Origin of the sequence: Amycolatopsis eburnea, from assembly GCF_003937945.1 — a bacterium.
Taxonomy (GTDB): Bacteria; Actinomycetota; Actinomycetes; order Mycobacteriales; family Pseudonocardiaceae; genus Amycolatopsis; species Amycolatopsis eburnea.
Genome location: NZ_RSEC01000036.1, coordinates 462,036 through 485,981 on the forward strand (window position 1 = coordinate 462,036; position 23,946 = coordinate 485,981).

At 71.8% G+C, this 23,946-nt stretch carries 21 protein-coding genes and 1 tRNA gene; 3 read left to right on the forward strand and 19 right to left on the reverse strand.

The annotated features are described in order from the left end of the window. Window positions 1-179: 179 nt before the first annotated feature. The 8 genes from EIY87_RS14745 to dacB form a co-directional block, all read right to left on the reverse strand. Entirely contained in the window at window positions 180-1,007 is an 828-nt protein-coding gene (locus EIY87_RS14745) for an ESX secretion-associated protein EspG (RefSeq protein ID WP_125308265.1), read from the reverse strand. 383 nt (window positions 1,008-1,390) lie between these two features. Next, entirely contained in the window at window positions 1,391-2,179 is a 789-nt protein-coding gene (locus EIY87_RS14750; RefSeq protein ID WP_125308266.1) for an ESX secretion-associated protein EspG, read from the reverse strand. 60 nt (window positions 2,180-2,239) lie between these two features. Beyond that, window positions 2,240-3,628 carry a hypothetical protein gene (locus EIY87_RS14755; protein WP_125308267.1) on the reverse strand — a complete coding sequence of 463 codons (1,389 nt, stop codon included), beginning with the start codon at window positions 3,626-3,628 and terminating at the stop codon, window positions 2,240-2,242. A gap of 23 nt (window positions 3,629-3,651) precedes the next feature. Continuing rightward, on the reverse strand, window positions 3,652-4,017 hold the full coding sequence (locus EIY87_RS14760) for a hypothetical protein (RefSeq protein WP_125308268.1): 366 nt from the start codon (window positions 4,015-4,017) through the stop codon (window positions 3,652-3,654). Between the two features lie 144 nt (window positions 4,018-4,161). Further along, on the reverse strand, window positions 4,162-4,713 hold the full coding sequence (hpt, locus tag EIY87_RS14765; protein ID WP_125308269.1) for a hypoxanthine phosphoribosyltransferase: 552 nt from the start codon (window positions 4,711-4,713) through the stop codon (window positions 4,162-4,164). A 3-nt stretch (window positions 4,714-4,716) separates the two neighbouring features. Beyond that, on the reverse strand, window positions 4,717-5,676 hold the full coding sequence (tilS, locus tag EIY87_RS14770) for a tRNA lysidine(34) synthetase TilS (protein ID WP_125308270.1): 960 nt from the start codon (window positions 5,674-5,676) through the stop codon (window positions 4,717-4,719). Beyond that, on the reverse strand, window positions 5,673-6,683 hold the full coding sequence (locus tag EIY87_RS14775) for a zinc-dependent metalloprotease (RefSeq protein ID WP_125309761.1): 1,011 nt from the start codon (window positions 6,681-6,683) through the stop codon (window positions 5,673-5,675). The genes tilS and EIY87_RS14775 overlap by 4 nt, the downstream gene beginning before the upstream one ends. Before the next feature lie 102 nt (window positions 6,684-6,785). Then, the gene (gene dacB / locus EIY87_RS14780) at window positions 6,786-9,557 is read right to left on the reverse strand and encodes a D-alanyl-D-alanine carboxypeptidase/D-alanyl-D-alanine endopeptidase (protein ID WP_318531890.1); all 2,772 of its coding nucleotides are present in this window, start codon (window positions 9,555-9,557) and stop codon (window positions 6,786-6,788) included. A gap of 178 nt (window positions 9,558-9,735) precedes the next feature. On the opposite strand from dacB, the gene EIY87_RS14785 reads away from it, so the two are divergent. Then, window positions 9,736-10,254, forward strand: coding sequence for an inorganic diphosphatase (locus tag EIY87_RS14785; RefSeq protein ID WP_125308271.1), 519 nt, complete (start codon window positions 9,736-9,738; stop codon window positions 10,252-10,254). A gap of 73 nt (window positions 10,255-10,327) precedes the next feature. Here the strand turns inward: EIY87_RS14785 and EIY87_RS14790 are convergent, their stop codons facing one another. The 7 genes from EIY87_RS14790 to EIY87_RS14820 form a co-directional block, all read right to left on the reverse strand. Continuing rightward, the gene (locus EIY87_RS14790; RefSeq protein ID WP_125308272.1) at window positions 10,328-11,980 is read right to left on the reverse strand and encodes an MDR family MFS transporter; all 1,653 of its coding nucleotides are present in this window, start codon (window positions 11,978-11,980) and stop codon (window positions 10,328-10,330) included. Window positions 11,981-12,146: 166 nt separating this feature from the next. Beyond that, the gene (locus EIY87_RS14795) at window positions 12,147-13,415 is read right to left on the reverse strand and encodes a serine hydroxymethyltransferase (protein WP_125308273.1); all 1,269 of its coding nucleotides are present in this window, start codon (window positions 13,413-13,415) and stop codon (window positions 12,147-12,149) included. A gap of 112 nt (window positions 13,416-13,527) precedes the next feature. Further along, window positions 13,528-13,932, reverse strand: a complete 405-nt coding sequence (locus tag EIY87_RS14800; protein ID WP_125308274.1) for a hypothetical protein — start codon at window positions 13,930-13,932, stop codon at window positions 13,528-13,530. Window position 13,933: 1 nt separating this feature from the next. Next, complete coding sequence (gene rplK, locus EIY87_RS14805) at window positions 13,934-14,356, reverse strand: 50S ribosomal protein L11 (protein ID WP_125308275.1); 423 nt, start codon at window positions 14,354-14,356, stop codon at window positions 13,934-13,936. Between the two features lie 33 nt (window positions 14,357-14,389). After that, window positions 14,390-14,908, reverse strand: coding sequence for a gamma carbonic anhydrase family protein (locus EIY87_RS14810; RefSeq protein ID WP_125308276.1), 519 nt, complete (start codon window positions 14,906-14,908; stop codon window positions 14,390-14,392). A gap of 28 nt (window positions 14,909-14,936) precedes the next feature. After that, a complete protein-coding gene (locus tag EIY87_RS14815; protein ID WP_125308277.1) occupies window positions 14,937-16,160 on the reverse strand; it encodes a M14 family metallopeptidase in 1,224 nt (407 codons plus the stop codon). A gap of 85 nt (window positions 16,161-16,245) precedes the next feature. Then, window positions 16,246-16,836 carry a TetR/AcrR family transcriptional regulator gene (locus EIY87_RS14820; RefSeq protein ID WP_125308278.1) on the reverse strand — a complete coding sequence of 197 codons (591 nt, stop codon included), beginning with the start codon at window positions 16,834-16,836 and terminating at the stop codon, window positions 16,246-16,248. Between the two features lie 123 nt (window positions 16,837-16,959). Here EIY87_RS14820 and EIY87_RS14825 point away from each other — a divergent pair, with 123 nt between their 5' ends. Continuing rightward, entirely contained in the window at window positions 16,960-17,415 is a 456-nt protein-coding gene (locus EIY87_RS14825) for a GreA/GreB family elongation factor (protein WP_125308279.1), read from the forward strand. 233 nt (window positions 17,416-17,648) lie between these two features. Here the strand turns inward: EIY87_RS14825 and EIY87_RS14830 are convergent. Further along, a tRNA-Thr gene (locus tag EIY87_RS14830) sits at window positions 17,649-17,722 on the reverse strand. Between the two features lie 133 nt (window positions 17,723-17,855). Between EIY87_RS14830 and EIY87_RS14835 the strand changes: the two genes are divergently transcribed. Beyond that, entirely contained in the window at window positions 17,856-19,520 is a 1,665-nt protein-coding gene (locus EIY87_RS14835; protein WP_191984093.1) for a hypothetical protein, read from the forward strand. 57 nt (window positions 19,521-19,577) lie between these two features. Here EIY87_RS14835 and EIY87_RS14840 read toward each other — a convergent pair whose 3' ends face one another. The 3 genes from EIY87_RS14840 to EIY87_RS14850 all read right to left on the reverse strand — a co-directional run bounded on the left by EIY87_RS14840 (window position 19,578) and on the right by EIY87_RS14850 (window position 23,666). Beyond that, a complete protein-coding gene (locus tag EIY87_RS14840; RefSeq protein ID WP_125308280.1) occupies window positions 19,578-20,783 on the reverse strand; it encodes a DNA polymerase III subunit delta' in 1,206 nt (401 codons plus the stop codon). After that, complete coding sequence (locus tag EIY87_RS14845) at window positions 20,780-22,900, reverse strand: bifunctional MFS transporter/dTMP kinase (protein WP_125308281.1); 2,121 nt, start codon at window positions 22,898-22,900, stop codon at window positions 20,780-20,782. Before EIY87_RS14845 ends, EIY87_RS14840 begins: the two co-directional genes overlap by 4 nt. A 148-nt stretch (window positions 22,901-23,048) precedes the next feature. Next, window positions 23,049-23,666: a hypothetical protein gene (locus EIY87_RS14850; RefSeq protein WP_225439873.1), complete on the reverse strand. Its 618-nt coding sequence runs from the start codon at window positions 23,664-23,666 to the stop codon at window positions 23,049-23,051. Window positions 23,667-23,946: the final 280 nt, after the last annotated feature.

A 23,946-nucleotide genomic window follows, 5' to 3' on the forward strand; every position in this document is an offset into this window, starting at 1 on the left:
ACCCTCCCTGGTTGGGCGGCTCCTGTGATACCCGCCATCACGATCTTGACAACCCGTGGTGCCCGGGCTGCCGTCCCATCAGGGTACCGTCCGCTGCCGCGTTCATCCCCTGTGAGCCTCTCGCAGGTCAACGGGCGATACCGCGCCGGGGTTCCCGGCCGGTGCCGACGGGGTTCACGCTAGCGCGTGCCGTCGGACACACTGCTCACCATCTCGCCCAGCCGCGTCCGCAACGTCGCCGGGTCGGCCGGGGCCACCGTGACCCACTCCCGACCGTCCGTACCTGCGCGGGAGAGGCTCAGGTAGCGGCCGGTCGCGGTGTCGAACCAGGCCAGGACGCGGGACCGCTGCTTGGCCCCGACCTGCGAACGGCTGTTCGCTGCCAGCTGACCGCCCCGCTGCCGCGGCTGCCCGGCCAGGCGGCCGTACGCCTCCCGCGGGTCGGCCGTGACGCGCTCGCTCAGCGGGGTGCGGCGTGCCTTGCCCCGGCGTTTGTCTTCTTCCTCACCCGGCGCCGACGGCAGCGACACGGGCACCCGGATCGGGGGCGTGCGCAGGGCGTCGTCCAGCGGGAGCGTGACCGACGCCTCGCTGCCGCGCGGGCCGGCGGGCAGCACGTCGACGACCGCGGACACCAGCGCGTCCGGCGCCAGGTCACGCAGCCAGATGCCGTCGGCGTCCTGGACCGCGAGCACGCCCTTGCTGTCGTCGGCCGCCGCGAGCACGCCGACGGTCGGCGCCTCGAACTGCGGGATGTGCAGCGCGTCGATGGTCAGCGGGGCGAAGGCCAGCAGGTGCAGCGCGTCTTCGATCGGGGGCGCGAGCGTGCCCCGCTGCTCACGGACGCCGCGCGCCTTCAGCTCGACGTCGATGCGGTGGCGCAGGGAAACGCGCTCGTCCTCGGTCGCGCCGTGCGACCGGACGCGCAGCGGGTACGGCAGCTCCCCGACCTGCGCCGACTCCCAGAGGAAGTCGAACGCCAGCGGCGAGAAGAACTCTTGCATCATTACTCTCCCGGATCGGACTCTTGCTCAGCGTAGCCCGCACCACCGACGAAAAGTGAGCGCCGGCCGAGCACGCTAGGAGAAGCCGGAGCCCGATCCTGGCAGAGGTGGCCGGTGGTGCCGGCAGGAGCCCACCGGCGCCGGCCGTGGCGAGTGGCGCCGGGCGGGCCCTGTGGTGTCTGGGGCCCGGCAAACTCGCGCCGGCGAGCGGGTGACCGGCGGCGGAGTCGCCTGGCCGTGGTCGGCCCGGCGCCGCGGAGATGTCGTGAAAGGGTCGTTCATGTCGGCTGGTGAGGTGAACGACCCTTTCATGACATCGCTGACCGGCCGCGCCGGCCCGGCTTTGCCGGGCGCCTGGCCGCAAACGCCACGCCCCTCGGGAACCGTCAGACCGGCGCGGCCGAACCCGCCGCCGTCGCCAGCATCTCGCCGAGGCGGTGGCGCAGGGTCGCCGCGTCCGCCGGGGCGATCGTGATCCAGTCGCGGCCGTCGCGGCCGCTGGTCGCCTGCGTGAAGTAGCGGCCCGTCTCGGTGTCGAACCAGCTCAGCACCGGCGTCCGCGTGCGGCCGCCCATCCGCGAACGCGCGTTGGCCGCGATCTGGCCGCCGCGCAGGCGGGGCTGGGCGTGCAGCCGGGCCAGTGCCTTGCGGTCCTCGTCCGCCGACGAGCGTTCGTCGCCGTTGCCGCGGCGCTGCAGGAAGTCGACGCCGTGCGCGCCGACCAGCTGCTCCAGCGGCACCGTGATCGACTTCTCGCTGCCGCGCGGGGCACCCGGCAGCAGCGAGACGATCGCACTGGCGAGGCCGTCGGTCGGGCACGGCTGCAGGTGCAGGCCTTGCCGGTCCTGCACCGCCAGCAGGCCCTGCCCGCCCAGCACGCCCGCCACCGCGAGCAGCGGCTCGGCGTCCGGGGCGATCAGCTGGACGGCGTCCAGGCTCAGTTCCGGGGTCGCCAGCACGCCGAAGTAGTCCTCGACGTGCGGTTCGGGCCGCCCGCGGCCGTCGGCGAGCCCGCGTGCGACGAGGCCCTCCAGCGTGCGGCGGCGCAGCAGCGCGCGCTCGTCGACGGTCGCGCCGTGCGAGCGGATGCGCAGCGGGTACGGCAGCTCGCCCAGCCCGGCGGACTCCCACAGGAAGTCCACCTCGACCGGGGTGAGCAGCTCAGCGTTCGGCATCGAGCCACCCCCAAGAGAAACCGGGCCGGGCACACCGTCGGCGTGCCCGGCCCGAAAGGATCAGCGGTCTTCGTCGTCCCCGGACCACGCGCCGATGACCGGCGGCGGGGTCGCCTGGTTGGCGCCGAAGGCCTCGTCCGGGTCCGCCTCGATGAGGAAGGACGCGTGCGTGTGCTCCTCGTCCTGCTCGCCCTGGGCACCTTGCGGGGCCATGCCGCCCATGCCGCCCGGGTTCATCGGCGGCGGGGCCTGCTGCCCGCCGATGGTGCCGGCGGACGAGACGAGCCCCTGCTGCGGTGCCTGCTGCGAAGCGGCGCTCTGGCCCTCGGCCGAAGCCAGGGTCGTGTCGTTCTCGGCCTTCGAGCCGGACTTGCTGCCCGCGCCGAGCGCCCGCGACGCCAGCGCGCCGAGACCGCCGGCGACGCCGCCGATGCCGAGGCCCATCCCGATCTTGCCCAGCGGGCTGCCGCCACCGGCCGCCGTGCCGCCCGGGGCGACCTGGCCGGCCCCGGTCACGGAGCCGGCACCGGTGCCCGGGGCCGAACCGCCGGGGGCGTCGCTGCCGAGCGAGGCCGCGTCGGCCCCGAAGCCGCCGGGCCCGCCGTGGCCCGCCCCGGCCACGCCGGCCGCGTGCTGCGCGCCGAACGCGCCGCCGCCGAACCCGGAGCCGCTGGAGGCGAAGATCGCGTCGCCCGCGCCACCGGGGAGCCCCTGGACCGGGCCGGTGCTGCCGACGGCGTTGACCGAGTTGAACGAGACGGAGTTGTGCGAGCCCGTCGGCTTCATGCCGAGCGACTCCGGGCCGAAGCTCGGGGTCGAGCTGTCGACCTCGCTCATCGCCTTGGTGTAGGCGTTGAAGAACGCGACCTGCTGCGCCTTGACGTCGTTGGCCGCGTCCGCCTGCGCCTTCTGGTCGGCGATCAGCGCCGCCGGACCGCCGGCGAGCGCCGCCGCCATGGCCTGCTTGGGGTCGTAGTCCTTGGGGGCCGGCATCTTCTTGACCTCGGCGGCCGCCGCGGCCTGCCGGGCGAGCCGGTCGGACATCGTGTGCGCGGCGTCGGAGGCCTGCGAACCGGAGTTGGCGATGGCCACCAGCGCGCCCTGCGCGCCGCCGGCACCCTGGCCGACCCACGCGTTGCCCAGCTCGGCGATCGCGTTGTACAGGTGGTCGGACGCCTGCTTCAGCTCGGTGCCGTGGTGCGCCCAGGCGTGCCCGGTCGCCTCGGCCGTGCCGGGGTCGTTGTTGTTGACCGCGCCGGCGTACAGCTGCTGGCTTTCCTGCGCGTTCCAGTTCGGCGGGTTCGCGATCGCGCGGTCGCTGCCCATGTCGAAGCCGCCGGCGCTGCCGCGGGCGTTGGCGACGATGTTCTGCGCCGCCGAGTTGTCGCCGAGCGGGACGAGCGAACCCGGGTCGGTCGACGACGGCTGGTCGCTGTGGTTCGGAGCCATGACTGCGAAATCCCCCTCAGGACTCAGGCGTTGCGGAACGGGTCGGCGGCGGCGTTGTCGATCTCGTGGTAGCGGGACATCGCCGTGACGATGCCCTCCTCCGCGGCCGAGTACTGGTCGAGCAGGTTCTGCAGCGCGGCGGCGTAGGAGTCGCCACCGCCGTCGGCGCGCTGCACGAACTTCGCGGCCATCGCGTTGCCGACCGGGTTGTCGCCGAGCTTCGGCGGCTGGGCGAGCGTGCCCGCGCTGCTGAGCAGCGCTTCGACGGCGTCCTTGCCGGTGCGGATCTTGTTCAGCACGGTCTGCGCGGCGTCGGGGTCGATCCCGACCTGACCCGCCGCGGCCGCGGCCTTGAAGGCGTTCGCGTCGGCAGCGCTGCTGTTCCCCATTTGAGCTCTCTCCCGTTCCCCCGACCCGGTCACCGCGGGCACGACTGGTCTTCGCATAGGTTAACGCACGTGATCAGAGCCTATGACGCAAACTTCGCGACCGGGGTTCCGCGATTCCGGTGGTTGCGGTGAACGGTCGGTGAACTACGAGGTGTAGACCTTCGGGTCCAGCGTCCCGATGTACGGCAGGTCCCGGTAGCGCTCGGCGTAGTCGAGGCCGTAGCCGACGACGAACTCGTTCGGGATGTCGAAGCCGATGTACTTCACCGGCACGTCCACCTTCACGGCTTCGGGCTTCCGCAGCAGCGAAACGACCTCGAGCGACGCCGGGTTGCGGCTCGCGAGGTTCTTCAGCAGCCACGACAGCGTCAGGCCCGAGTCGACGATGTCTTCGACGATCAGGACGTCCCGGCCCGCGATGTCGCGGTCGAGGTCCTTGAGGATCCGCACGACACCCGACGACGACGTCGCCGAGCCGTACGAGGAGACGGCCATGAATTCCAGCTGCGTCGGCAGCGGCAGCGCGCGGGCGAAGTCGGTCATGAACATGACCGCGCCCTTCAGGACGCCCACCAGCAGGAGTTCGCCCTGCCCGTTGGCCGGGTAGTCGGCGGCGATCTGCTCCGACAACTCCGCGATCTTGTCCTTGATCTGCTGCTCGGTGACGAGCACGGAGGCGATTTCGCCCTCGTACACGGGTCATTCTCCTCGTGTGGTGGGTTGGGAGGTGAGGCAGAGCCTGCCACGGCACCGGCTCGCCTCCAAGTTGCCGGGCAACCAGACGCCGCCCTGACCACGCCACCGGGCGACCAGTCCGTCGACCGCGCGGAGGTGTCCGTCGGTGAGTTCGCGCACGCCCGAGCCCAGCAGCCACCTGCGGAGAACCCGCCGCCGCAGGGCGGGCGGCTCGCCCTCGAGGACTCCCACATCCAGTCCTTCGGGGCCGCCCGCGCGGGTGAAGATCCTGTCCGCCATTGTGTCCAACGCCTCGTTGTCCTCGCGCAGCTGCGCGGCCGTGCGGGCGAGCGCGCCTGCCACCCCGCCGTTGAGGACGTCTTCCAGGAGCGGCAGCACTTCGGTGCGCAACCGGACGCGCGTGAAGCGCGGTTCGGCGTTGTGCGGGTCGTCCCACGGCTCGACGCCCAGCTCGGCGCAGGCGGCCCGGGTGGTGGCGCGCGGGACGGCCAGCAGCGGCCGTCCCCACGGCGGGTCGTGCGGCCGCATCCCGGCGACGCTGCGCGCGCCCGAGCCGCGGCCGAGGCCGAGCAGGACGGTTTCGGCCTGGTCGTCGAGGGTGTGGCCGAGCAGGACGAGCTCGTGCCCGGCCAGCGCCCGGTAGCGGGCGTTGCGCGCGGCGGCTTCCGGGCCACCGGGGCCGGTCACGTCGGCGCGGCGCACCTCGGCTTCGTCGACGCCGAGCGCCTTCGCGGCCGTGGCGGCGTCGAGCGCGATCTTGCCCGAGCCCTCCTGCAGGCCGTGGTCGACGACCAGCGCGCGGACGACGTGGCCGCGGTGGTGCCCGACGTACGCGGTGGCCTCGGCCAGCGCGAGGGAATCGGCGCCGCCGGAGACCGCGACGCAGAGTTCGGCCGGCGCTTCGACGCCCTCCAGGAAGGCGCGGACGGCCCGCCGGACGGCCGCGACCGCCGGCCCGGTCATCCGTGCAGGCGCCGGACCCACGCCGCCGGATCGGCGATCTCGGCGCGCGACGGCAGGGTGTTCGGCGAGCGCCAGACGGCGTTGAAGCCGTCCATGCCGACGGCGTCCACGACGTGCTTCGTGAACTTCGCGCCTTCTTCGTACTGGCGGATCTTCGCGTCGACGCCGAGCAGCGCGCGCAGCAGCCGGTCGAAGACCCCACCGCCCTTGCGCCGGGCGGTGAACCGCGCGCGGATCGTGTCGACGCTCGGGACGACCCGCGGCCCGACGGCGTCCATCACGTAGTCGGCGTGGCCTTCGAGCAGCGTCGAGAGCGCCAGCAGCCGGTCGAACACCGCGCGTTCCTTCGGCGACTGGAGCAGCTCCGCGAGGTTCAGCTTCGGCCCCTGCTTGATCGCCTCGGGCAGCCTGCCGAACAGGTCCGACAGGCTGTCGCTGCCCCCGCCGGCGAGGCCGGAGACGAGCCGCTCGACCTCGTCGGCGAAGTAGTCGCGCAGCCACCGGACCGCGGTGAACTGCAGCCGGTGGGTGCATTCGTGCAGGCAGACCCAGAGCCGGAAGTCGTGGCCCGGCACGTTCATCGCCTGTTCGGCGGCGACGACGTTCGGCGCGACGAGCAGCAGCTGGCCATCCCGCTCCGGCCCGCCGAAGGGGTCGTACTGGCCCAGCACGCGGCTGGCGAGGAAGGCGAGCACGAGCCCGGTCTGGACGCCGGCGCCCCCGGCGAGGATCGGCCCGAGCGCCCCGCCCTGCTGCGGCAGCGCGCGCCCGGTCAGCGCGTCGAGCCCGGCGGCGGCGGAGCGCACCCAGCCGGGCCGGTCGACGACCTCGCCGGGCAGCAGCGGCAGGTCGAGACCCAGGTTCGTCAGCTGCCGGACGTGCCCCTCGGCCTCCATCGTCAGCTCGCGAAGATCGGTGACGGCCGCTTCGGCCTCCTCGCGCGGGACCGACGGGCCGCCGCGCACGAGCAGCGCGCCGGTCTGCGCGGCGATCGCCCAGTCGACCATGGGCCGGGTCTCGGTTTCCTGACTCACCCTTCCGACGCTACCTGGCCGGTGGGCGTTTCCGGCCACGATCTTCGTACGGTTCGCACACGGAGAGGTACGCCGCTACGCGCACCCGCACTTGCGGAGGCTCGTGGCGAGGACGTCGATGGCGTCCCGGCCGGGGTCGGTGTCCGAGCCGTTGGACATGAACGCGAACACCAGCACCCGGCCGTCCTGGTCGAGCACCAGGCCCGCGAGGGTGTTCACCCCGGTCAGCGTGCCCGTCTTGGCCCGCACCCAGCCGCGGCCCGCCTGGGACGCCGGCGTGTCGAACCGCTTGTCGGCGAGGGTGCCGGAGCCGCCCGCGACCGGGAGACCGGCCAGCACCGGGCGCAGCTTCCCGGTGCTCGGGTTCTTGCCCTCGGGGGCCGCCGCGGCCGCCAGGAGCTGGGTCAGCAGCCGGGCCGGGATGCGGTTGAGCGACGAGATCCCGCTGCCGTCGGACAGCTCGACGCCCGAGACGTCGAACCCGTGGTCCTTGAGCACCTTGATCGTCGCCTTCGCGCCGCCGGCGTAGCTCGCTTCCTCGCCGTTGGCCAGGGCCACCTGCCGGGCGATCGCCTCGGCGAGGACGTCGTCGGACAGCACCATCAGGTCGGACACCAGCTCGGTCAGCGGCGCCGACTTGACCTCGCCGAGCACCTTCGCGTCCTTGGCCGCGCTCGCCTGGCCGCCGGGCGAGGCGCCCAGCTTCGAGGCGATGGACGAGGCCAGCGCGCTGCCCGCGTTCGCCGTGCGCTGCGAGTTGTTGTCCTTGGGGCTGAGCCGGCCGCCGTCGGCCATCACCGGGGCCATCTGCGTCGCGTACGTCGACGGCGCGTCGCCCGCTTCCCAGCCCGGCGCGGTCGTGGCGCCCTTGAACAGGCTCAGGTCGACCTGCACCTTCTTGACGCCGGGCGCGGCCTTCTTGACCTGCGCGACGAGGTCGTCGACGTGCGCGGCCCCCGGGTAGAGCGGCGAGTCCGTGCCGAGCGGCAGGTTGGTGATCGTCGTGTCGCCGCCGCCGACCAGCACGACCGTGCCCGGGTCCGCGCCCTGGACGATCTTGGTCGACAGCCGCAGGTTGTGGTCCAGCGAGAGCAGCGCGGCCGCCGACGTGAGCACCTTCGTCGTCGACGCGGGGGTGACCGGCGTCGACGAGCCGCGGTCCCACAGCACGGTGCCGGTCACCGGGTCGATGACGCTGCCGGTGAGCTGGCCGAGCGCGCCGTTGCCGGCCGCCGAGGCGAGCACGGACTTGACGCCGTTCGCGGTCGGCGCCTGCCCGGTGTTGTCCGGCCCGGCCAGCTGACGCGTGGCGGCGGCCGGCTCCGGGCTGTCGCCCTTCGGCGCGTTCGGCGCCCACGGCAGGCCCAGCCGGTTCGACACCTTCGGCATCGCCGCGGCGACCCCGCCCCCGGCCAGCACCAGCAGGACGACCACGACGAGCGCGATCAGCTTGCCCTTGCGCTTCTTCTTCGGCGGCTCCTCGACCGGCGGCGCTTCGGCGGCGGACGGCGGCTGCTGCTGGTCGGGCCGCGGCGGCTCGGTGCGCGGCTGCGGCTGCTGCTGGAAGGCGGCGGGGAACTGGGTGGGCCGCTCGATCCCGACGGTCGCCTCGGCGTCGAACCGCTGCCCGTCCGGCTCGATCCGCTGCGGCCGGGCGAGCGAGCCGGCGGACGCCGAGGGCACGACGCCGCGGGGCGGCTCGGGGGGCAGGCCGGGGTGCCGATCGCTGGGTTCGGCCGGACGGTCACCACCGCGAGGCGGCTCCGACGCCAGGCCGGGCTGCCAGTCACTCGGCTCAGCCGGGCGGTCACCACCGCGAGGCGACTCCTGCGGCAGACCGGGGCGCCGGTCACCGGACTCAGCCGGACGGTCACCACCACGAGGCGACTCCGACGGCAAGCCAGACCACCGGTCACCCGGCTCGGCCGGGCGATCGCCACCACGAGGCGGCTCCGAGGGCAGACCCGGGCGCCGATCGCTGGGTTCGGCCGGACGGTCACCACCGCGAGGCGGCTCCGAGGGCAGACCGGCGCGCCGGTCACCGACCTCAGCCGCGCGGTCACCACCACGAGGCGACTCCGACGCCAGGCCAGGCTGCCAGTCACCCGGCTCAGCCGAACGGTCACCACCACGAGGCGACTCCGGCGCCAGACCGGCCAGCCGGTCACCCGGCTCAGCCGAACGGTCACCACCACGAGGCGACTCCGACCCCAGACCAGACCGCCCGTCGCCCGGCTCGGCCGCGCGGTCGCCACCGCGGTCCTCCCGCAGCTCGATGCGCTGGGCCCAGGGCTGCTGAGATCCCTCCGGCCGCTGCTCCTCACGGCGCTGGGCGTCAGCGCGCTTCAGCTGCTCCTCGCGGCGCTGCTGCTCTTCCCGCCACAACTTCAGTTCCTCACGCCACTGCTGCTGCGGCTCCTCACGACGTTCCTGCTGCTCAGCGGGCCAGACGTCGCGCTCGACCGGCACCACGGGCGGCTGCTTGACCTCGATGAACTGCGTGCTCTCGGCGACCGGCGGCGAGGCCCGGAGGTACTCGGTGCCCGCCTCGGCCGGCCGCTTCGGCTCCCGGCTGCCGAGCCGGTCGGCGAGGTCCTGCTTGGCGGGTGGCGGCGGGGGCGGCGGCTCCTCGGCCGGGGCGTTGAGCCCGGGGACCGGCTCAGGCTCGACGTTCGGCGCGAACCACGACCCCTTCGGGGCGTCGCTGCCTGTGACCTTCGGCACGCCGGACCCCTCCGGGGCCTTCGCCGGCGGGTCGGGCAGGGACATCGGGGTGGTCTTCCGCGCGCCCGACGACGAGCGGTCTTCGTCCGACGAAGGCCACATCGGCTGGTCGTTTTCCGGCACCCACCACTCCTTCTCACCTGCCCCGTGGAGGGGCCAAGGTCACATGCCGCGTGGCCGACATCCATGCGGACGCGCGGCAGGCCGTAGTCCACACTAGGAGACGTCAAGACAGTCATGAAGGTTGCCGCCCACGACGGGTGGGCACGCCCGGATCTACAAAAGAAGCAGCGAGGACGCCGTGGAGTTCGACGTCACGATCGAAATCCCCAAAGGGGAGCGCAACAAGTACGAGGTCGACCACAAGACCGGCCGCATCAAGCTGGACCGGACCCTGTTCACGGCCACGCAGTACCCGGCCGACTACGGCTTCATCGACGACACCCTCGGCCAGGACGGCGACCCGCTCGACGTGCTCGTCCTCGTCCAGGAGCCGACGTTCCCGGGCTGCCTGATCCGCTGCCGCGCGATCGGCATGTTCCGGATGACCGACGAGAAGGGCCCGGACGACAAGGTCCTCGCGGTCCCGACGAACGACCCGCGCCTCGAGCACCTGCGCGACATCCACCACCTGAACGAGTTCCACAAGCTGGAGATCCAGCACTTCTTCGAGGTCTACAAGGACCTCGAGCCCGGCAAGAGCGTCGAAGGCTCGTCCTGGGTCGGCCGCGCCGAGGCCGAGAACGAGATCGCCCGCTCGTACGAGCGCGAGACCGACCGCCTGGCCAAGGAAGAGGCCAACGGCGGCGCGGCCCACTAGCTGCCAAACGCCGTGAAGGCCTCCTTACCGGCTTTTTTGCCCGGTAAGGAGGCCTTCACGGCTTTTCAGTGGGTCAGTGCGCCAAAGCCAGGGCGGGAGTCTCTTCGGCCTCCGCGCGCTGCTCCATCGCCGACTTGTCCGAGAGCGGCTTCTCCTTGAGGAACCACACCAGGGCGAACCCGACGGTCAGCACGATCCCGCCGACCAGGAACACCGTGCTCATCGACTCGGCGAAGCCCTGCAGGATCGGCCGGGCCAGCGTCGGGTCGAGCGTGGACAGGAACGACGTGTCGTTGACGTCCAGCGCGCCGCTCTTCAGCTGCTGCGCGAACGCGGGGTTCTGCGCCAGCGCCGACACGTACGCCGGGCTGGTCATCGCCGAGCGGACGGCGTTCGCGATCCGGTCGCCGACCGTGCCGAACAGGATCGACAGGAACACCGCGGTGCCCGCCGTGCCGCCGATCTGGCGGAAGAACGTCGCCGCCGAGGTGGCGACGCCGATGTCCTGCGGGCGGACGTCGTTGGTCGCGGCCAGCACCAGCGTCTGCATCGAGGCGCCGAGGCCGAGGCCGATCACGAAGGCGATCACCATGACCAGCGCCAGCGAGCTGTCGACGGTGATGGTCGAGAGCGCGAACAGCGCCGCCGCCATCAGGCCGATTCCGGCCACCGCGAACATCTTGTAGCGCCCGGTCTTCGAGATGATCCGGCCGCTGGTCATGCTCGCGGACATGATGCCCAGCGTCAGCGGCAGCATCTGCAGGCCGGCCTGGGTCGGCGTCGCGCCCTTGACGATCTGCAGGTACAGCGGCAGCGACATCATCGCGCCGAACATCCCGGCGCCCTGCACGACGGTGACGAGCGTCGACATCCGGAACACCGGCCGGTTGAACAGCCGCAGCGGCAGCAGCGCGGCGTCGCCCATCCGGCGTTCGATCCAGACGAACGCGGCCACGCCGAGCCCGCCGACGACGTACATCGCGATCGAAGCGGCGGAACCCCAGCCCCACTCACGGCCCTGCTCGGCGACGATCAGCAGCGGCACCAGGCCGGTGGCCAGCGCGACGGCACCCCAGTAGTCGACCTTCTGGTCCACGCGGGTGTGCGGGAGGTTCAGCACCTTGGTGACGACGACCAGCGCGGCCAGCGCGATCGGGACGTTGACCAGGAAGACCCAGCGCCAGCCGGTGATGCCGGCGAAGGTGTCGATGCCGGCGAAGAAGCCGCCGACGACCGGGCCCGCGACGCTCGAGATGCCGAACACCGCCATGAAGTAGCCCTGGTACTTGCTGCGCTCACGCGGCGCGGTGATGTCGGTGATGATCGCCAGCGCCAGCGACATCAGGCCACCGGCACCGAGGCCCTGGAAGGCGCGGAACGCGGCCAGCTCGTACATCGACGTCGCCATGCCGCTGGCCAGCGAGCCGACCAGGAACAGCGAGATCGCCGTCAGGTACATGGGCTTGCGGCCGTAGAGGTCGGACAGCTTGCCGTACAGCGGCGTCGAGAGCGTCGCGGTGATCAGGTACGCCGTGGTGGCCCAGGCCTGCAGGGACAGGCCGTGCAGCTCGTCGGCGATGGTGCGCATCGACGACGACACGATCGTCTGGTCGAGTGCGGCGAGGAACATGCCGAGCATCAGCCCGGACAGGACGGTCAGGATCTGGCGGTGGGTCAGTTTGCCGTTCGTAGCGGCTGCTCCTTCCGCCGTGGTGGTGTCGCTCATGGTGGTCTCCCTCGGGAAGTCTCCGCGTAGTTGCTTGTACCCCTCAACTACTTGCCTCGACCAAGTATTCCCCCAAAGCTTGTATGATGCAACCAAACTTTCCCGTGACCCCGGACACGCCAAGGGCGGCACTTTCCCTACGAAAGTGCCGCCCTGGGGTGGTGCGTCAGGCGGAGTAGCCCGGGATGGGGAACGGCGTCAGGAACTCGCGGATCTCCGCGGCGATGGTGTCGAGCGAGGAGTCGTCGTCGGCCGCGGCCGCCGTCACCGTGCGGTCGATCCAGTCGGCCACCTGGGGCTGGTGCTCCGGCTTGAGGCCGCGGGTGGTGATCGCGGACGTGCCGAGCCGGATGCCGGACGGGTCGAACGGCTTGCGCGGGTCGAACGGGACCGTGTTGTAGTTCAGCTCGATGCCCGCGCGGTCCAGCGCCTTCGCCGCCGGCTTGCCCGCGACGGCCTTGTTCGTCAGGTCGATCAGCAGCAGGTGGTTGTCCGTGCCGCCGGACACCAGGTCGTACCCCTTCGCCAGCAGGGCGTCCGCCAGCGCGCGGGCGTTGGCGACGATCGTGTGCGCGTACTCGCTGAACGACGGCTGCTGCGCCTCGCCGAGCGCGACCGCGATGGCCGCCGTCGTGTGGTCGTGCGGGCCGCCCTGCAGGCCGGGGAACACGGCCTTGTCGACGGCTTTGGCGTGCTCGGCGTCGGAGAGGATCATCGCGCCGCGCGGGCCGCGCAGCGTCTTGTGCGTGGTCGTCGTGATGACCTGCGCGTGCCCGACCGGCGACGGGTGCGCACCACCCGCGACGAGGCCGGCGATGTGCGCGATGTCGGCGACGAGCACCGCGCCGACCTCCGCGGCGATCTCGGCGAACGCCGGGAAGTCGATCGTGCGCGGGATCGCCGTGCCACCGCAGAAGATCAGCTTCGGCCGGTGCTCGCGGGCGAGGTCGCGGACCTGGTCGAGGTCGACGCGGCCGGTCTCCTTGGCGACGCCGTAGCGCACCGGCGTGAACCACTTGCCGGTGGCGGACACGCCCCAGCCGTGGGTGAGGTGGCCGCCGTCGGGCAGGCCCATGCCGAGCACGGTGTCGCCGGGCTCGGCGAAGGCGAGGTACACCGCGAGGTTCGCCGGGGAGCCGGAGTACGGCTGGACGTTCGCGTGGTCCGCGCCGAACACGGCCTTCGCCCGGTCGATGGCGAGCTGCTCGACCTGGTCGATGAACTGCTGGCCCTCGTAGTACCGCTTGCCCGCGTAGCCCTCGGAGTACTTGTTGGTGAGCACGCTGCCGGTCGCTTCGAGGACGGCCTGCGAGACGTAGTTCTCCGACGCGATCAGGCGGATCTTGTCGTGCTGGCGCTTCGCTTCGTCCTCGACCAGCCCGGCGATCTGCGGGTCGGCGGCGGTCAGCGCGTTCAGTGCTGGCTGGTGTGTCATGGCGTACTCCGGCTCTGGAGTGGCCTTCACCCAGGCGCGCGGTGCCGGCCTCGTCGTCGCTTCCCGGTGGTGCTCCACCTCGATGGCGCCAGTCGCTGCTGCGGGTCAGAGCCTAGTCCACCCCGCTCGAAGACCGGCGGTGTTCGGCGCACCACTTGCGGGTGCACCCCGAAGTCCGGTCGCAGAACGGCTTCGCGCAGGTGGCGCAGCGCTTCACCCGCCGCCAGCCGCCGACCGTGACGAGTTCGGCCAGCCCGGCCGCGCCGGCGGCCAGCTCGCCGGTGCCCGCGTACGGCGTCACGTAGACGATCCGCCACGCGGCACCGGTGTCGACGAGCCGCGGCCGCGCCCCGGCCTCCGCCAGCACGGCGTTGAGGCGGCGCGCGGCCGCGTGTTCGTCGGGCAGCCGGGCGACGATCGCGCTCAGCTCCGGATTTCCCTGGCGCAGCAACCGTTCCGCCACCCCGAGCTCGGGGTCCAGCGCGTGGAACGGCGGCACGACCGCGTGCTTGCGCACGTCAGTCCACGACCACGACGCCCATGGAACGCGCCGTGCCCGCGATCGTGCGCATCGCCGCTTCGACGTCGGAGGTGTTGAGGTCCGGCAGCTTGCGCTCGGCGATCTCGCGCAGCTGGTCCTTGGTCAGCTTGCCCGCGACCTCGTGCCCCGGCCGCGCGGAACCCTTGTCCCCCAACGCCTTCTTGATGAGGAACGACGTCGGCGGCGTCTTGAGCCGCAGCGCGAACGAACGGTCCTCGAACACCGAGACGACGACCGGCACGATGTCGCCGCGCTGCGCCGCCGTCGACGCGTCGTAGGCCTTCTTGACCTCGACGAGGTTGACCCCGGTCTGTCCCAGCATCTTGCCGAGGTCGACGACCGGCGCGTTGCCCGCGGTGAGCTCGAGGGTGACCTGGTGGGTGAGTTTCTTCGGAGCCATGCCCCGAAGCTAGGGTCTCCAGTTACTGGAGGGTCAAACCGGTTTCGTGCCCGCGCGGTGCCGGCGGGCCAGCTCCTGGTAGATCGCCGCGTTGTGCTCGACCCACATGCGCGCCGAGTCGGTCAGCGGCACGAACTTCTTCGCCGGGCTGCCCATCGCGATCACCTCGCCGGGCACCTCCGTCGCCGGCGTGACCGTCGCCCCGGCCGCGACCAGCGCCCGCGCGCCGATCTTCGCCTTGTCGAGCACCGTCGAGCCGTTGCCGATCAGCGCCTGCTCCCCGATCGTGCAGTCGTGCACCAGGCACTGGTGACCCACGGTGACGTTCTTGCCGACCTCGCAGACGCCGTCGTTGACGTGGATCACCGAGTTGTCCTGGATGTTGGCGCCCTCGCGGATGACGATCCGGCCGAAGTCGGCCCGGAGCACCGCGCCGAACCAGATCGAGGCGTCCTTCTCGACGACGACGTCGCCGATGAGGGTGGCGGTGGGGGCGATCCAGGCGTCCGGGTGGACCTGCGGGCTGAGCCCTTCGAACGAGAACAGAGGCATGCCCAGACCCTAAACCGCCCCCGCGCGCTCAGCCCGTGATCGCGGCGTTGATCAGGATGTCCACGGCCTGGTCGTTGCGCGTGGTCTGCGGCACGATCTGCGTGTCGCGCGGGTAGAAGCCCGGGCTGCTGCCCTTCGGGTACATCTCGAAGGTGAAGCTCCAGATCTTGTGCTGCGCCCACATCCAGTCGTTGACGCTGCCGTCGGTGATGTAGAGGTCGCTGGACTGCTGCGGCGTGTAACCGTTGGTAGCGGCCATCTGCCTGCCGAGCGACTGGAACTTCTGCGCCTCGGCCGCGGTCAGGCCCGGCGCGGTGTCGGCGTAGGTGTAGCCGAAGGGCCAGAGCACCAGCTCGGAGTAGGTGTGGAAGTCGATGTGCGTCTTGATCTGCTGGACGCCGCCGACCACCCGCGAGTTCACCCAGTTCGAGACGGCGCGGGTCTCGGGCGCGGAGAAGGCCGCCGTGCCGCGGTAGGTCTCGCTGGACGTCGAACCCGACGAGCCGCCGCAGCAACCCCACTTGTAGCCCCAGTTGCGGTTGGTGTCGGTGCCGGGGCCCTGGCGGTTCTTGCGCCAGCTGTGGAACGTGCCGCCGGAGATGTCGTACTCGGAGCCGTCCGGGTTGACGCTCGGGACCACCCAGATCTCGGCGCTGTCGACGAGCCGCTTGATCGCCGGGTCGGTGGCGTACCCGCTGGTCAGCCGCTGCACGATGCGGAGGCACATCTCGGTGGTGAGGTGCTCGCGCGCGTGCTGGTTGCAGGTGAAGAGGACCTCGGGCTCGTTCTCGTCGGTGCCGGCGTTGTCGCTGATCTTGAGCACCGACAGCGCGCGGCCCTCGTAGGAGTTGCCGACGCTGCCGAGCTTCGCCAGCGCCGGGTAGTTCGCGACGGCCTTCTGCAGCTCGGTCTGCGTCTCGGCGTAGGTGTGGTAGCCGGTGTAGCCGGCCGGGAAGTCTTCGACGGTCTCGGTGCCCTGCGGCCGGTTCACCTTCCCGAGCGCCTTGACGCCGAAGCCGAGCGCGCGCAGCTGGGCCGCCTCGCCGGGGTTGGCGATGATCGTCGTCGTCGCGCCTTCGACGTCGAGGATGTCCGCGCCGGTCCGCGCGACCTCGGTGCGCTGCTGGGCGGTGCCGGTGCCGGTCACTTCGTAGACCTGTGGTCCGTCCGGCTGGGCGGCACCGGCCTGGCCGCCGGCGGTGAGCACCAAGAGGACGGCCGCGGCCGCCGCCGTGCACGTTCGTGTGCGCATCACGTCTCCTGCTCTCGGGGGTTCCTCGACCTTGGCCGGAGCCGGACGTACCGCACAATCCGTACGCGTACGGATCTATTGGGCGTTATTGGCCGTAGTTCGCGAAGCAGAGCGCCTCGATGTCGGCACGCAGCGTGGCGAACGGCCGAGGGCGCACCCGCTGCTGGACGACCGTGCCCAGCAGGTACGACAGCAGCGCCCGGGCGCGCGCCCGCGGGTCGTCGACGTCGAGCGGGGCGAGGAGCTCGGCGAGCAGTTCCGCGAGCGAGGTGAGCATGACGTCGATGGCCTGCGGGTGCTGCGCCCGCCCGGCGGCGATCCAGTACTCGAACCAGAGGAACGCCGCGTTCGGGTTGGCGGCGAAGACCCGCAGGTACTCCTCGAGGACGGCGAAGAGCCGCTGGCGGGGTTCGTCGTGCTTCGCGGCCACCTCGCGCAGGCCCGCCGCGAAGGCGGTGATGTGGGCGGCCATCGCGCGGTCGATGAGGACGTCGATGTCGGCGAAGTAGTAGTGGATCGCGCTCTTGGTGAGCGGTCCGGCGTCGGCGATGGCGCGGACGGTGCACCCGGCGAGGCCGTCGCGGGCGAGCACCACGCGCGCGGCTTCGACGATCTGTTCCTGCTTGGCCAGCTGGTTGGGAGAGAGCCGGTCGCTGCGACCGGGGACTGCGCTCACGGTGATTCTCGTTACCTTCTTTCCGGACGACAGGCCCGAATCCTAGGGCAGACGTCCTGCGGGTGACCTTCGGGTGAAAAACCGGATTGGCCACCCCGGTCCGCGCGGCGGACAATGCGCGGCATGGTGATCTCAGGGGACAAGGGGCTCAGCCCGGCTGCGCGCAGCCAGCTGGAGAAGGAAATCGCGAACTTGCGCGCGCAGCGGGAGGCCCTCGCGCCGCAACCCGGCGAGCAGGAGCGCACCGGCGACGCGGCGGACCAGGCGGACGTGATCGACCGCGCCGAAGCGGCCGCCCGGCTCGACCGCCAGATCGCCGACCTGGCCGCGAAGATGGAACACGGCGGCTACGGCAACGCCCAGCTCCCGGACGGCACCACGGTGACCCTCCGCTTCCCGGACGGCGACGAAGAGACGTTCCAGGTGGTCACGGTCCCGGGCGAGGACGCCGACGCGATCACCTCGGACAGCCCCCTCGGCCTGGCCCTGGTCGGCGCCAAATCCGGCGACGAGATCACCTACCGAACCCCCCGCGGCGACGCCAAGGCAACGGTCGTGAAACTGAACCCGCCGAAGTAAAGCCCCCCGCTCTTCCGAAGGCCCCCAGCCACAAGCCGGGGGCCTTCGCCATCTCCAACTTGACCCATAAGGGTGGTTCCCCCAAACAATTTCGCAAGGTTCACGCCGAACGCAACCACGACGGGGGGCCGGGGGCGGAGCCCTCCGGGCGGGGCGCGGGGCGAAGCCCCGCAAGATACGCGAGACAAGAAACGGCCCCTGCCCTCGAGGGGCAGGGGCCAGCAACCTTGTCGAGCCGCCTGGGGGAATCGAACCCCCGACCTATTCATTACGAGTGAATCGCTCTGGCCGACTGAGCTAAGGCGGCATGTCTCCGGCTCGCGCTGGCGACGTCAGCAAGTGTAGCGGAAGCTCGTGCCGTCACTTTCCGGGGGGACCGTCGTTAGGGCCCTATGACGCCGGTCTCACTCACCGGTCGACCTATCTGGAGGCTCTGGCACATGCGGCGAAGACTGCCCCGTTCGGTGGCCCTGCCGGCGGCCGCGGCGTTGTTGCTGTTCAGCGCGGCGCCGGCGAACGCCGATCCCACTTATCCGACGACGCCGATCCCGCAGCCGGCGAGTTCCGGGCAGGCGCCGATCTCGGCGCCGGTCGGGCCGCAGCCGCTGGGGCAGGCGGTCGGGGATGCCGGGACCGCGCTCGGGATCGTGCGGTTGCTGCCCAACGCCGTGCCGACGAAGACGATCCTGCCCGGGTTCGGCGACACCCTGCCGAAGCAGTCGGCGCTCGAGGCGGGCATGGGCCTGTCGAGCGCGTCGGCGAACTCGGACGCCTACCTGAGCTACGAGAAGTCGATCGCGCAGGCGTCGCCGTTCGGGTTGTCGGTGGGCGGGAACGCGCCGCAGACGCCGGGCAGCGTCGTGCAGACCGCGTTGCCGGACAACCCGCAGCCGATCAGCGGTGGGCTGAACGGGCCGTCGAACCCGCTGCTCAACGTCGGGGTGCTGAACGGGAGCGCGCACGCGCGGTGGAGCCAGACGCTCGGGCCGTGCGTCGACACGATCGCTGACGCGAGCACGTCGGTGGCGAGCCTGTCGCTGCTGAACGTCATCCCGTCGATGCCGAACCTGGGGCTGGACGCGCTGAAGCCGAAGCTCGACCCGGGGTCGCTGGCGAGCGGGTTCGACCTGACCAAGGGCCTGCAGAGCCTCGGCGGCCTGCTGCAGGGCGGCGGGCAGACCGCGGCCAACGGCACCGGCTCGCTGCTGAGCCTGCCGAACACGCTGTCGTCGCGCTCGCAGGTCAAGCTGGTCGACATCCCGGGCTCGAAGAACAAGGCCGTGCAGTCGACGTCGACGCTGCAGGGCGCGGACATCGAGATCCTCAAGGGCACGCCGCTGGCGCTGAGCATCAAGGTGGCCAGCCAGCCGACGCTCAAGGTGACCTCCACCGGCGACGCCAAGACGTCCAAAGTGGACTACACCGCGCCGGTGCTGACCATCGCGGCGGGCGGCAAGACGCTGTACACGCTGGACGCCGCGCACCCGACCAAGGACATCCCGATCGGGCTGCCGTTGAAGGGCCTGAGCGACCAGTTCGGGCAGGTCGACGACATCCCGGTGGTCGGCGGGCTGGTCTCCACGCTCACCAAGGGCCTCCAGCAGGTCGGCAACACCGCGGGCACCGTGCTCGACCTCGGCGTGCTGCGGCTGAGCATCGCCGGGCTGGACCAGAAGTCCGCGAACATGACCACGCCGTTCAAGGGCTTCCAGCTGGGCGCGTCGGCGCGGATGTTCGACCTGCAGCTGCTGCCGACGACCAAGCTCAAGAGCCTGCTGCCGGACGAGCAGGCCAAGAACCTGCCGTCGTCGCTGGCCCAGCTGTCGCTCGGCGAGCAGATCGCGCGGGCGTACGCGCCGACCGGCGGGGTCGTCTGCGGGTCGACGTCGACGCCGCCCGCGGGTGGCCAGGCGCCGAAGGGGCCGGTGAAGAACCTCGCGTACACCGGGGGCGCGTACGACACCGTGCCGCTGTTCTGGTCGGGCACCGCGATGCTGCTGCTGGGTGTCGTGATGGTGGCCGCGATGCCGGGGACGCGCCGTCGCCCGCTGGCGGTCGCCGTCGAGGAGAAGCCGTTCAAGCCGTCACCGCGGCCGCGCGAGTGACGCGAAGGCAGTGAAGGAACCCCGCCGGGAGCTTTCCCGGCGGGGGTTCTTCGCGTTTCAGCCCTGGCGCAGCGTCGTGACCATCGCCTCGACGGCGATGCGCGGCTTGACGTTCAGGTCGATCGCCTCGCGGCACTCCAGCACCGCTTCGAGCCGGCGGAGCGTCGATTCCGGCGTCCACGCCGAAGCCGCTTCGCGGATCTGGTCCGCGTGGTCGGGGTGGTTGAGCGTCGCGCCGGAGCGGGTGGCCGTCACCAGGACGTCGCGGTAGAAGCCGGCGAGGTCGACCAGCGCCAGGTCGAGCGTGTCGCGCTGCGTCCGGGTGGCGCGGGACTTCTGCTTCTTCTCCAGCTGCTTGACCGCGGCTTCGGCGGCCCGCTTGGCGCCGGCGACGCCCTTGCCGACGCCGTCGCCGCCCATCGCCGTCCGCAGCTCGTTGCGTTCGTCCTCGTCGCGGCCCTTGCTCGCCTCGCCCGCGTCCGCCTCGGCCGCGCTGATCAGCTGGTCGGCGCAGGTGAAGACGTCGGCGGGACGGCGCAAGCCCAGCGGGATCCGCAGCACGGTGGCCCGGCGCTGGCGCGCGGCTTCGTCGGTGGCGAGCCGGCGCGCGCGGCCGACGTGACCGCCGCACACCGAAGCGGCCCAGTGCGCCCGCTCCGGGTCGACGTGGTCGCGGCGCACCAGCACGTCGGCGATCGCCTCCGGGGCGGGCGTCCGCAGCGTCACCAAGCGGCAGCGCGAGCGGATCGTCACCGAGATGTCCTCGGGGTGGTCCGACGGCGCGCAGAGCAGGAAGACCGTGCGGTCCGGCGGCTCTTCGACGGCTTTCAGCAAGGCGTTCGACGCGCCTTCGGTGAGCCGGTCGGCGTCCTCGATGATGACGACCTGCCAGTTGCCGGTGGTCGGGCGGCGCGCGGCGGCCTGCACCAGCGCGCGCATCTCGGCGACCGAGATCGACAGGCCTTCGGGCACCACGAGCCGGACGTCGGCGTGCGTGCCCGCCATCGTCGTGTGGCAGCCGGGGCAGGCGTCGCAGCCGGTGCCGGTGCTGCACTGCAGCGCCGCGGCGAACGTCCGCGCGGCCACCGAGCGGCCGGACCCGGGCGGGCCGGTGAGCAGCCACGCGTGCGTCATCGCCCCGGGTGGGGCGGGCTCGCCGGCGACGATCTTCGCGGCGGCCGACGCGGCCGAGGTCAGCGTTTCGACCGCGGCTTCCTGGCCGACCACCTGGTTCCAGACGCCGATGCGCTCGGTCGTCGTCACTTCGCCTCCACGCGAGGCTCTTCCGGGGTTTCGACGGGCAGGGGTTCATCGATGTCCAGCGGCAGCGTCACCGGCTTTTCGGTCGTCGGCGCCAGCGCGGCCAGCCGGCCGACGAACACGGCACGCAGCGCGGTGCGGATCCGCTCGGCGACCTCGGCGTCAGTGCCGTCGGCGTCGATCACGACGTACCGGTCCGGATCGGCCGCGGCCATCTCGGTCAGCAGGTGCTGGACGCGCCACTGGTCGTTCATGGCGGCCGACTTGTCGCGCGGTGCGCCGTTCGGGGCGGCGTCGAGCAGCACGGTCAGGTCCGGGCGCAGCCGCCCGGTCGCCCAGTCGGCGAGACCCTCGAGCTCGTCGCTGTCCAGGCCGGCGACGGCGGACAGGTGCGCGAGCGGCGAGTCGACGAACCGTTCCATCACGACCACCGAACCGGCGTCCAGCGCCGGCTGGACGTGCCGCTCGACGATGTCGGCCCGTACCGCGGCGGCGGCCAGCGCCTGGGCCCGCGCCCCGGTCAGTGAAGCCCCGGAGACCAGCGCGGTGAGCCGCTGGTCGTCGAGCGCGGGGTCGGCGGCGACCACGACCGGGCGGGTGCCGCCGCGCATCCAGTCGGCCAGGTTGACGGCCTGGATCGCGGTGTTGATCGCGGTGGTGCCCTCGACGGCGATGAGGAATCCGTTGACCCGCCGCGGGGTGCGGCGCAGCGCGTTGCGCAGGTCGGACAGGATCGGCTCGGTGCGCTTGTCGTCCATCTGCCGGTAGGCGAAGAGCCCGGCGACGAGCGCGATCGCGGCGCCGCCGAGCATGACCGGGCGGGTGCCGTCGATGGTGAGCGGGCTGCCCCAGACGGTGATCGTGTGCCGCTGCACCAGGCCGACCAGCACCGGCACGGTGACCGTGGTGCCGAACAGCACCAGCTTCATCATCAGCTGGTAGATCGCGTTGATCCGGCCGCGGATCGCGTCCTCGACGCGCGAGCCGATGATCGTGACGCCGGTGAGGAACGCCGTCCCGGCCCAGATGCCGACAGAGCAGACGGCGATCAGCGCGACCGCCAGGTGCGGCGACAGCGCCACAACCAGGAGCGACAGCGCGGCGGCGATGATGGAGATGCCGAACAGCCGGTCGTGCGCCAGGCGCCGGGCGAGCTTGGGCGCGAACGCCATGCCGGTGGCCAGGCCGAGGAAGACGGCCAGCACCAGCAGGTTGAACGCCGAGTCACCGGCCAGCAGGCTCGAGGAGTACGGCTTGGCCGAGCCGATCACGGCCCCGCCCGCGGCGAACGCGCCGAAAGCCCCGACGAGCAGGCCGCGCACGAGCGGCGTGCTGCGGATGAACCGGAAGCCGTCGGCGATCATCTGGCCGACGCCGAACTTCTCTTCGTCGGCCTGCTTGACCTTCTGCTCCGGCAGCGCGTGGACGTTGCGCAGCGAGAGCTCGGGGATCCGGGTGGCGATCAGGATCGCGCTGGCCAGGTAGAGCAGGCCGGTGATGATGACGACGAGCTTCGCGATGTTGAGGCTCGGGTCGCCCGGGAACAGGTGGAACGTCGTGTTGACGCCGGTGATGGCCGCGTTGGCCCCGGCCGCGGTGATGACGGCGAGGCCGTAGGTCATCACCATGCCGAGCTGGTTGGCGGTCTCGACCTGGTCGGGACGGCGGAGCAGGTTGGGGACGGCCGCCTCTTTCGAGGGGATCCACATGCTCGACGCGCAGCCGACGAGGAAGTTCCCGGCGAGCAGCCACCAGGGCGCGCTGACGATGGCGATGGACAGCAGGAACCCGCACCGCAGCAGGTCGGCGACGACCATGACCTTGCGGCGGTCGAACCGGTCCGCGAGCAGCCCGCCGACCGGGGCGAACAGCAGGCCCGGCGCCAAGCCGGTCAGCACCACGCCGACGAACGCGAAGTTCTGGGCGAAGTAGTTGTCCGTCAGCTTCGTGGCCAGGCCGGTGAGGGCCAGGATGTTCAGCCAGTCGGCCACGCTGCACAGGTACGTGACGCCCCAGAGCCGCCGGAAAGGTTTGATCGCCAGTACCCGCCGGACCCGGTTGATCGTGGACGCCTCGGCGCCCGACGACGCACCCGGGCCGGCCCCGGGTACCGACCGCACGCCCTCGCTGATACGCCCACCCCACTAGTCACCGCGGTGCCGGACGTCCTCGTGAGGTAGCCCGACCGTGAAGCCAGGGTAGCCCGATCGGCCCTTGCCTCGCGGACGGCCCCGAGGTCCCGGTGGGGTGGGGAACAGCGAGCGAACGCTAGTCGAACAGGCCCGTCACGCTGCTGACCAGGCTCGACACCATCTCGATGGCGACGAAACCGAACACGATCAGCAGCACCACGGCGAGCATCACGCCCGCCGCGCTCGACGACGGCCGGTTGAACGCCGGCATCGACACCGCCGGCATCTTCGGCAGCTTCCGCCGCTTGACCGGCACGACGTCGACGTCGTCGGCGTCCTCGTCCGGCAGCGGGTCCTGGCGGAGGGGCCGCAGCAGCTGCGGTGGCCGGGTCGGCCAGGTGCGCTGCCGGTTCCGCTGCCGCGGCAGCACCCCGAGCGGCGGGTTTTCGCCGTTCACCGCCAAGGTGCCCGCGGGCGGGATCGCCTCCGGGGCCTTCGCGCCGGTTTCGCTCTCCTCGCGGAGCGTCTCCTCGACCATCCGGCGCACGACCTCTTCGTCGGGCTGCACGGGTCCGGCCACCGGGAAGGCGGCGGGCTCGTGGCCGTTCGGAGCCGCGGCACGGGGCTCCGGCCCCGCGGTGACCAGTCCGGAGACCGGGTCCGCGAACGTCTCGCCTGGTGCTTGGGACAGAGTGCCGTCGCGCTGAGTGAGCTCGGGGGCATTGAAGAAGGGAGCCTCACCGTTCGCGCTCATGGTGACCACCTCACTACTGAATGTCCTCGCCTTTCCAGGGTAGCGACGATGGCGGATAACGCATCCGCCCAATGGCTCTGTCTCCAGTGGAGGGTCGGTCACGCAGCGCAAGCCCGTACCCGAACCCCCTGCAGTGTCCAGCCCGCCGGTGGCCGGGTCGACCGCCGTTGGTGACGGATCGTAGTGAGTCCGGTCACACGAGCCTCGAGATGGCCGCGCGCGACTGGCCACACCCTGGGTGTCAAGATGGCCAGTTTCGCAGCTCGCGCTCGGGCCCGGA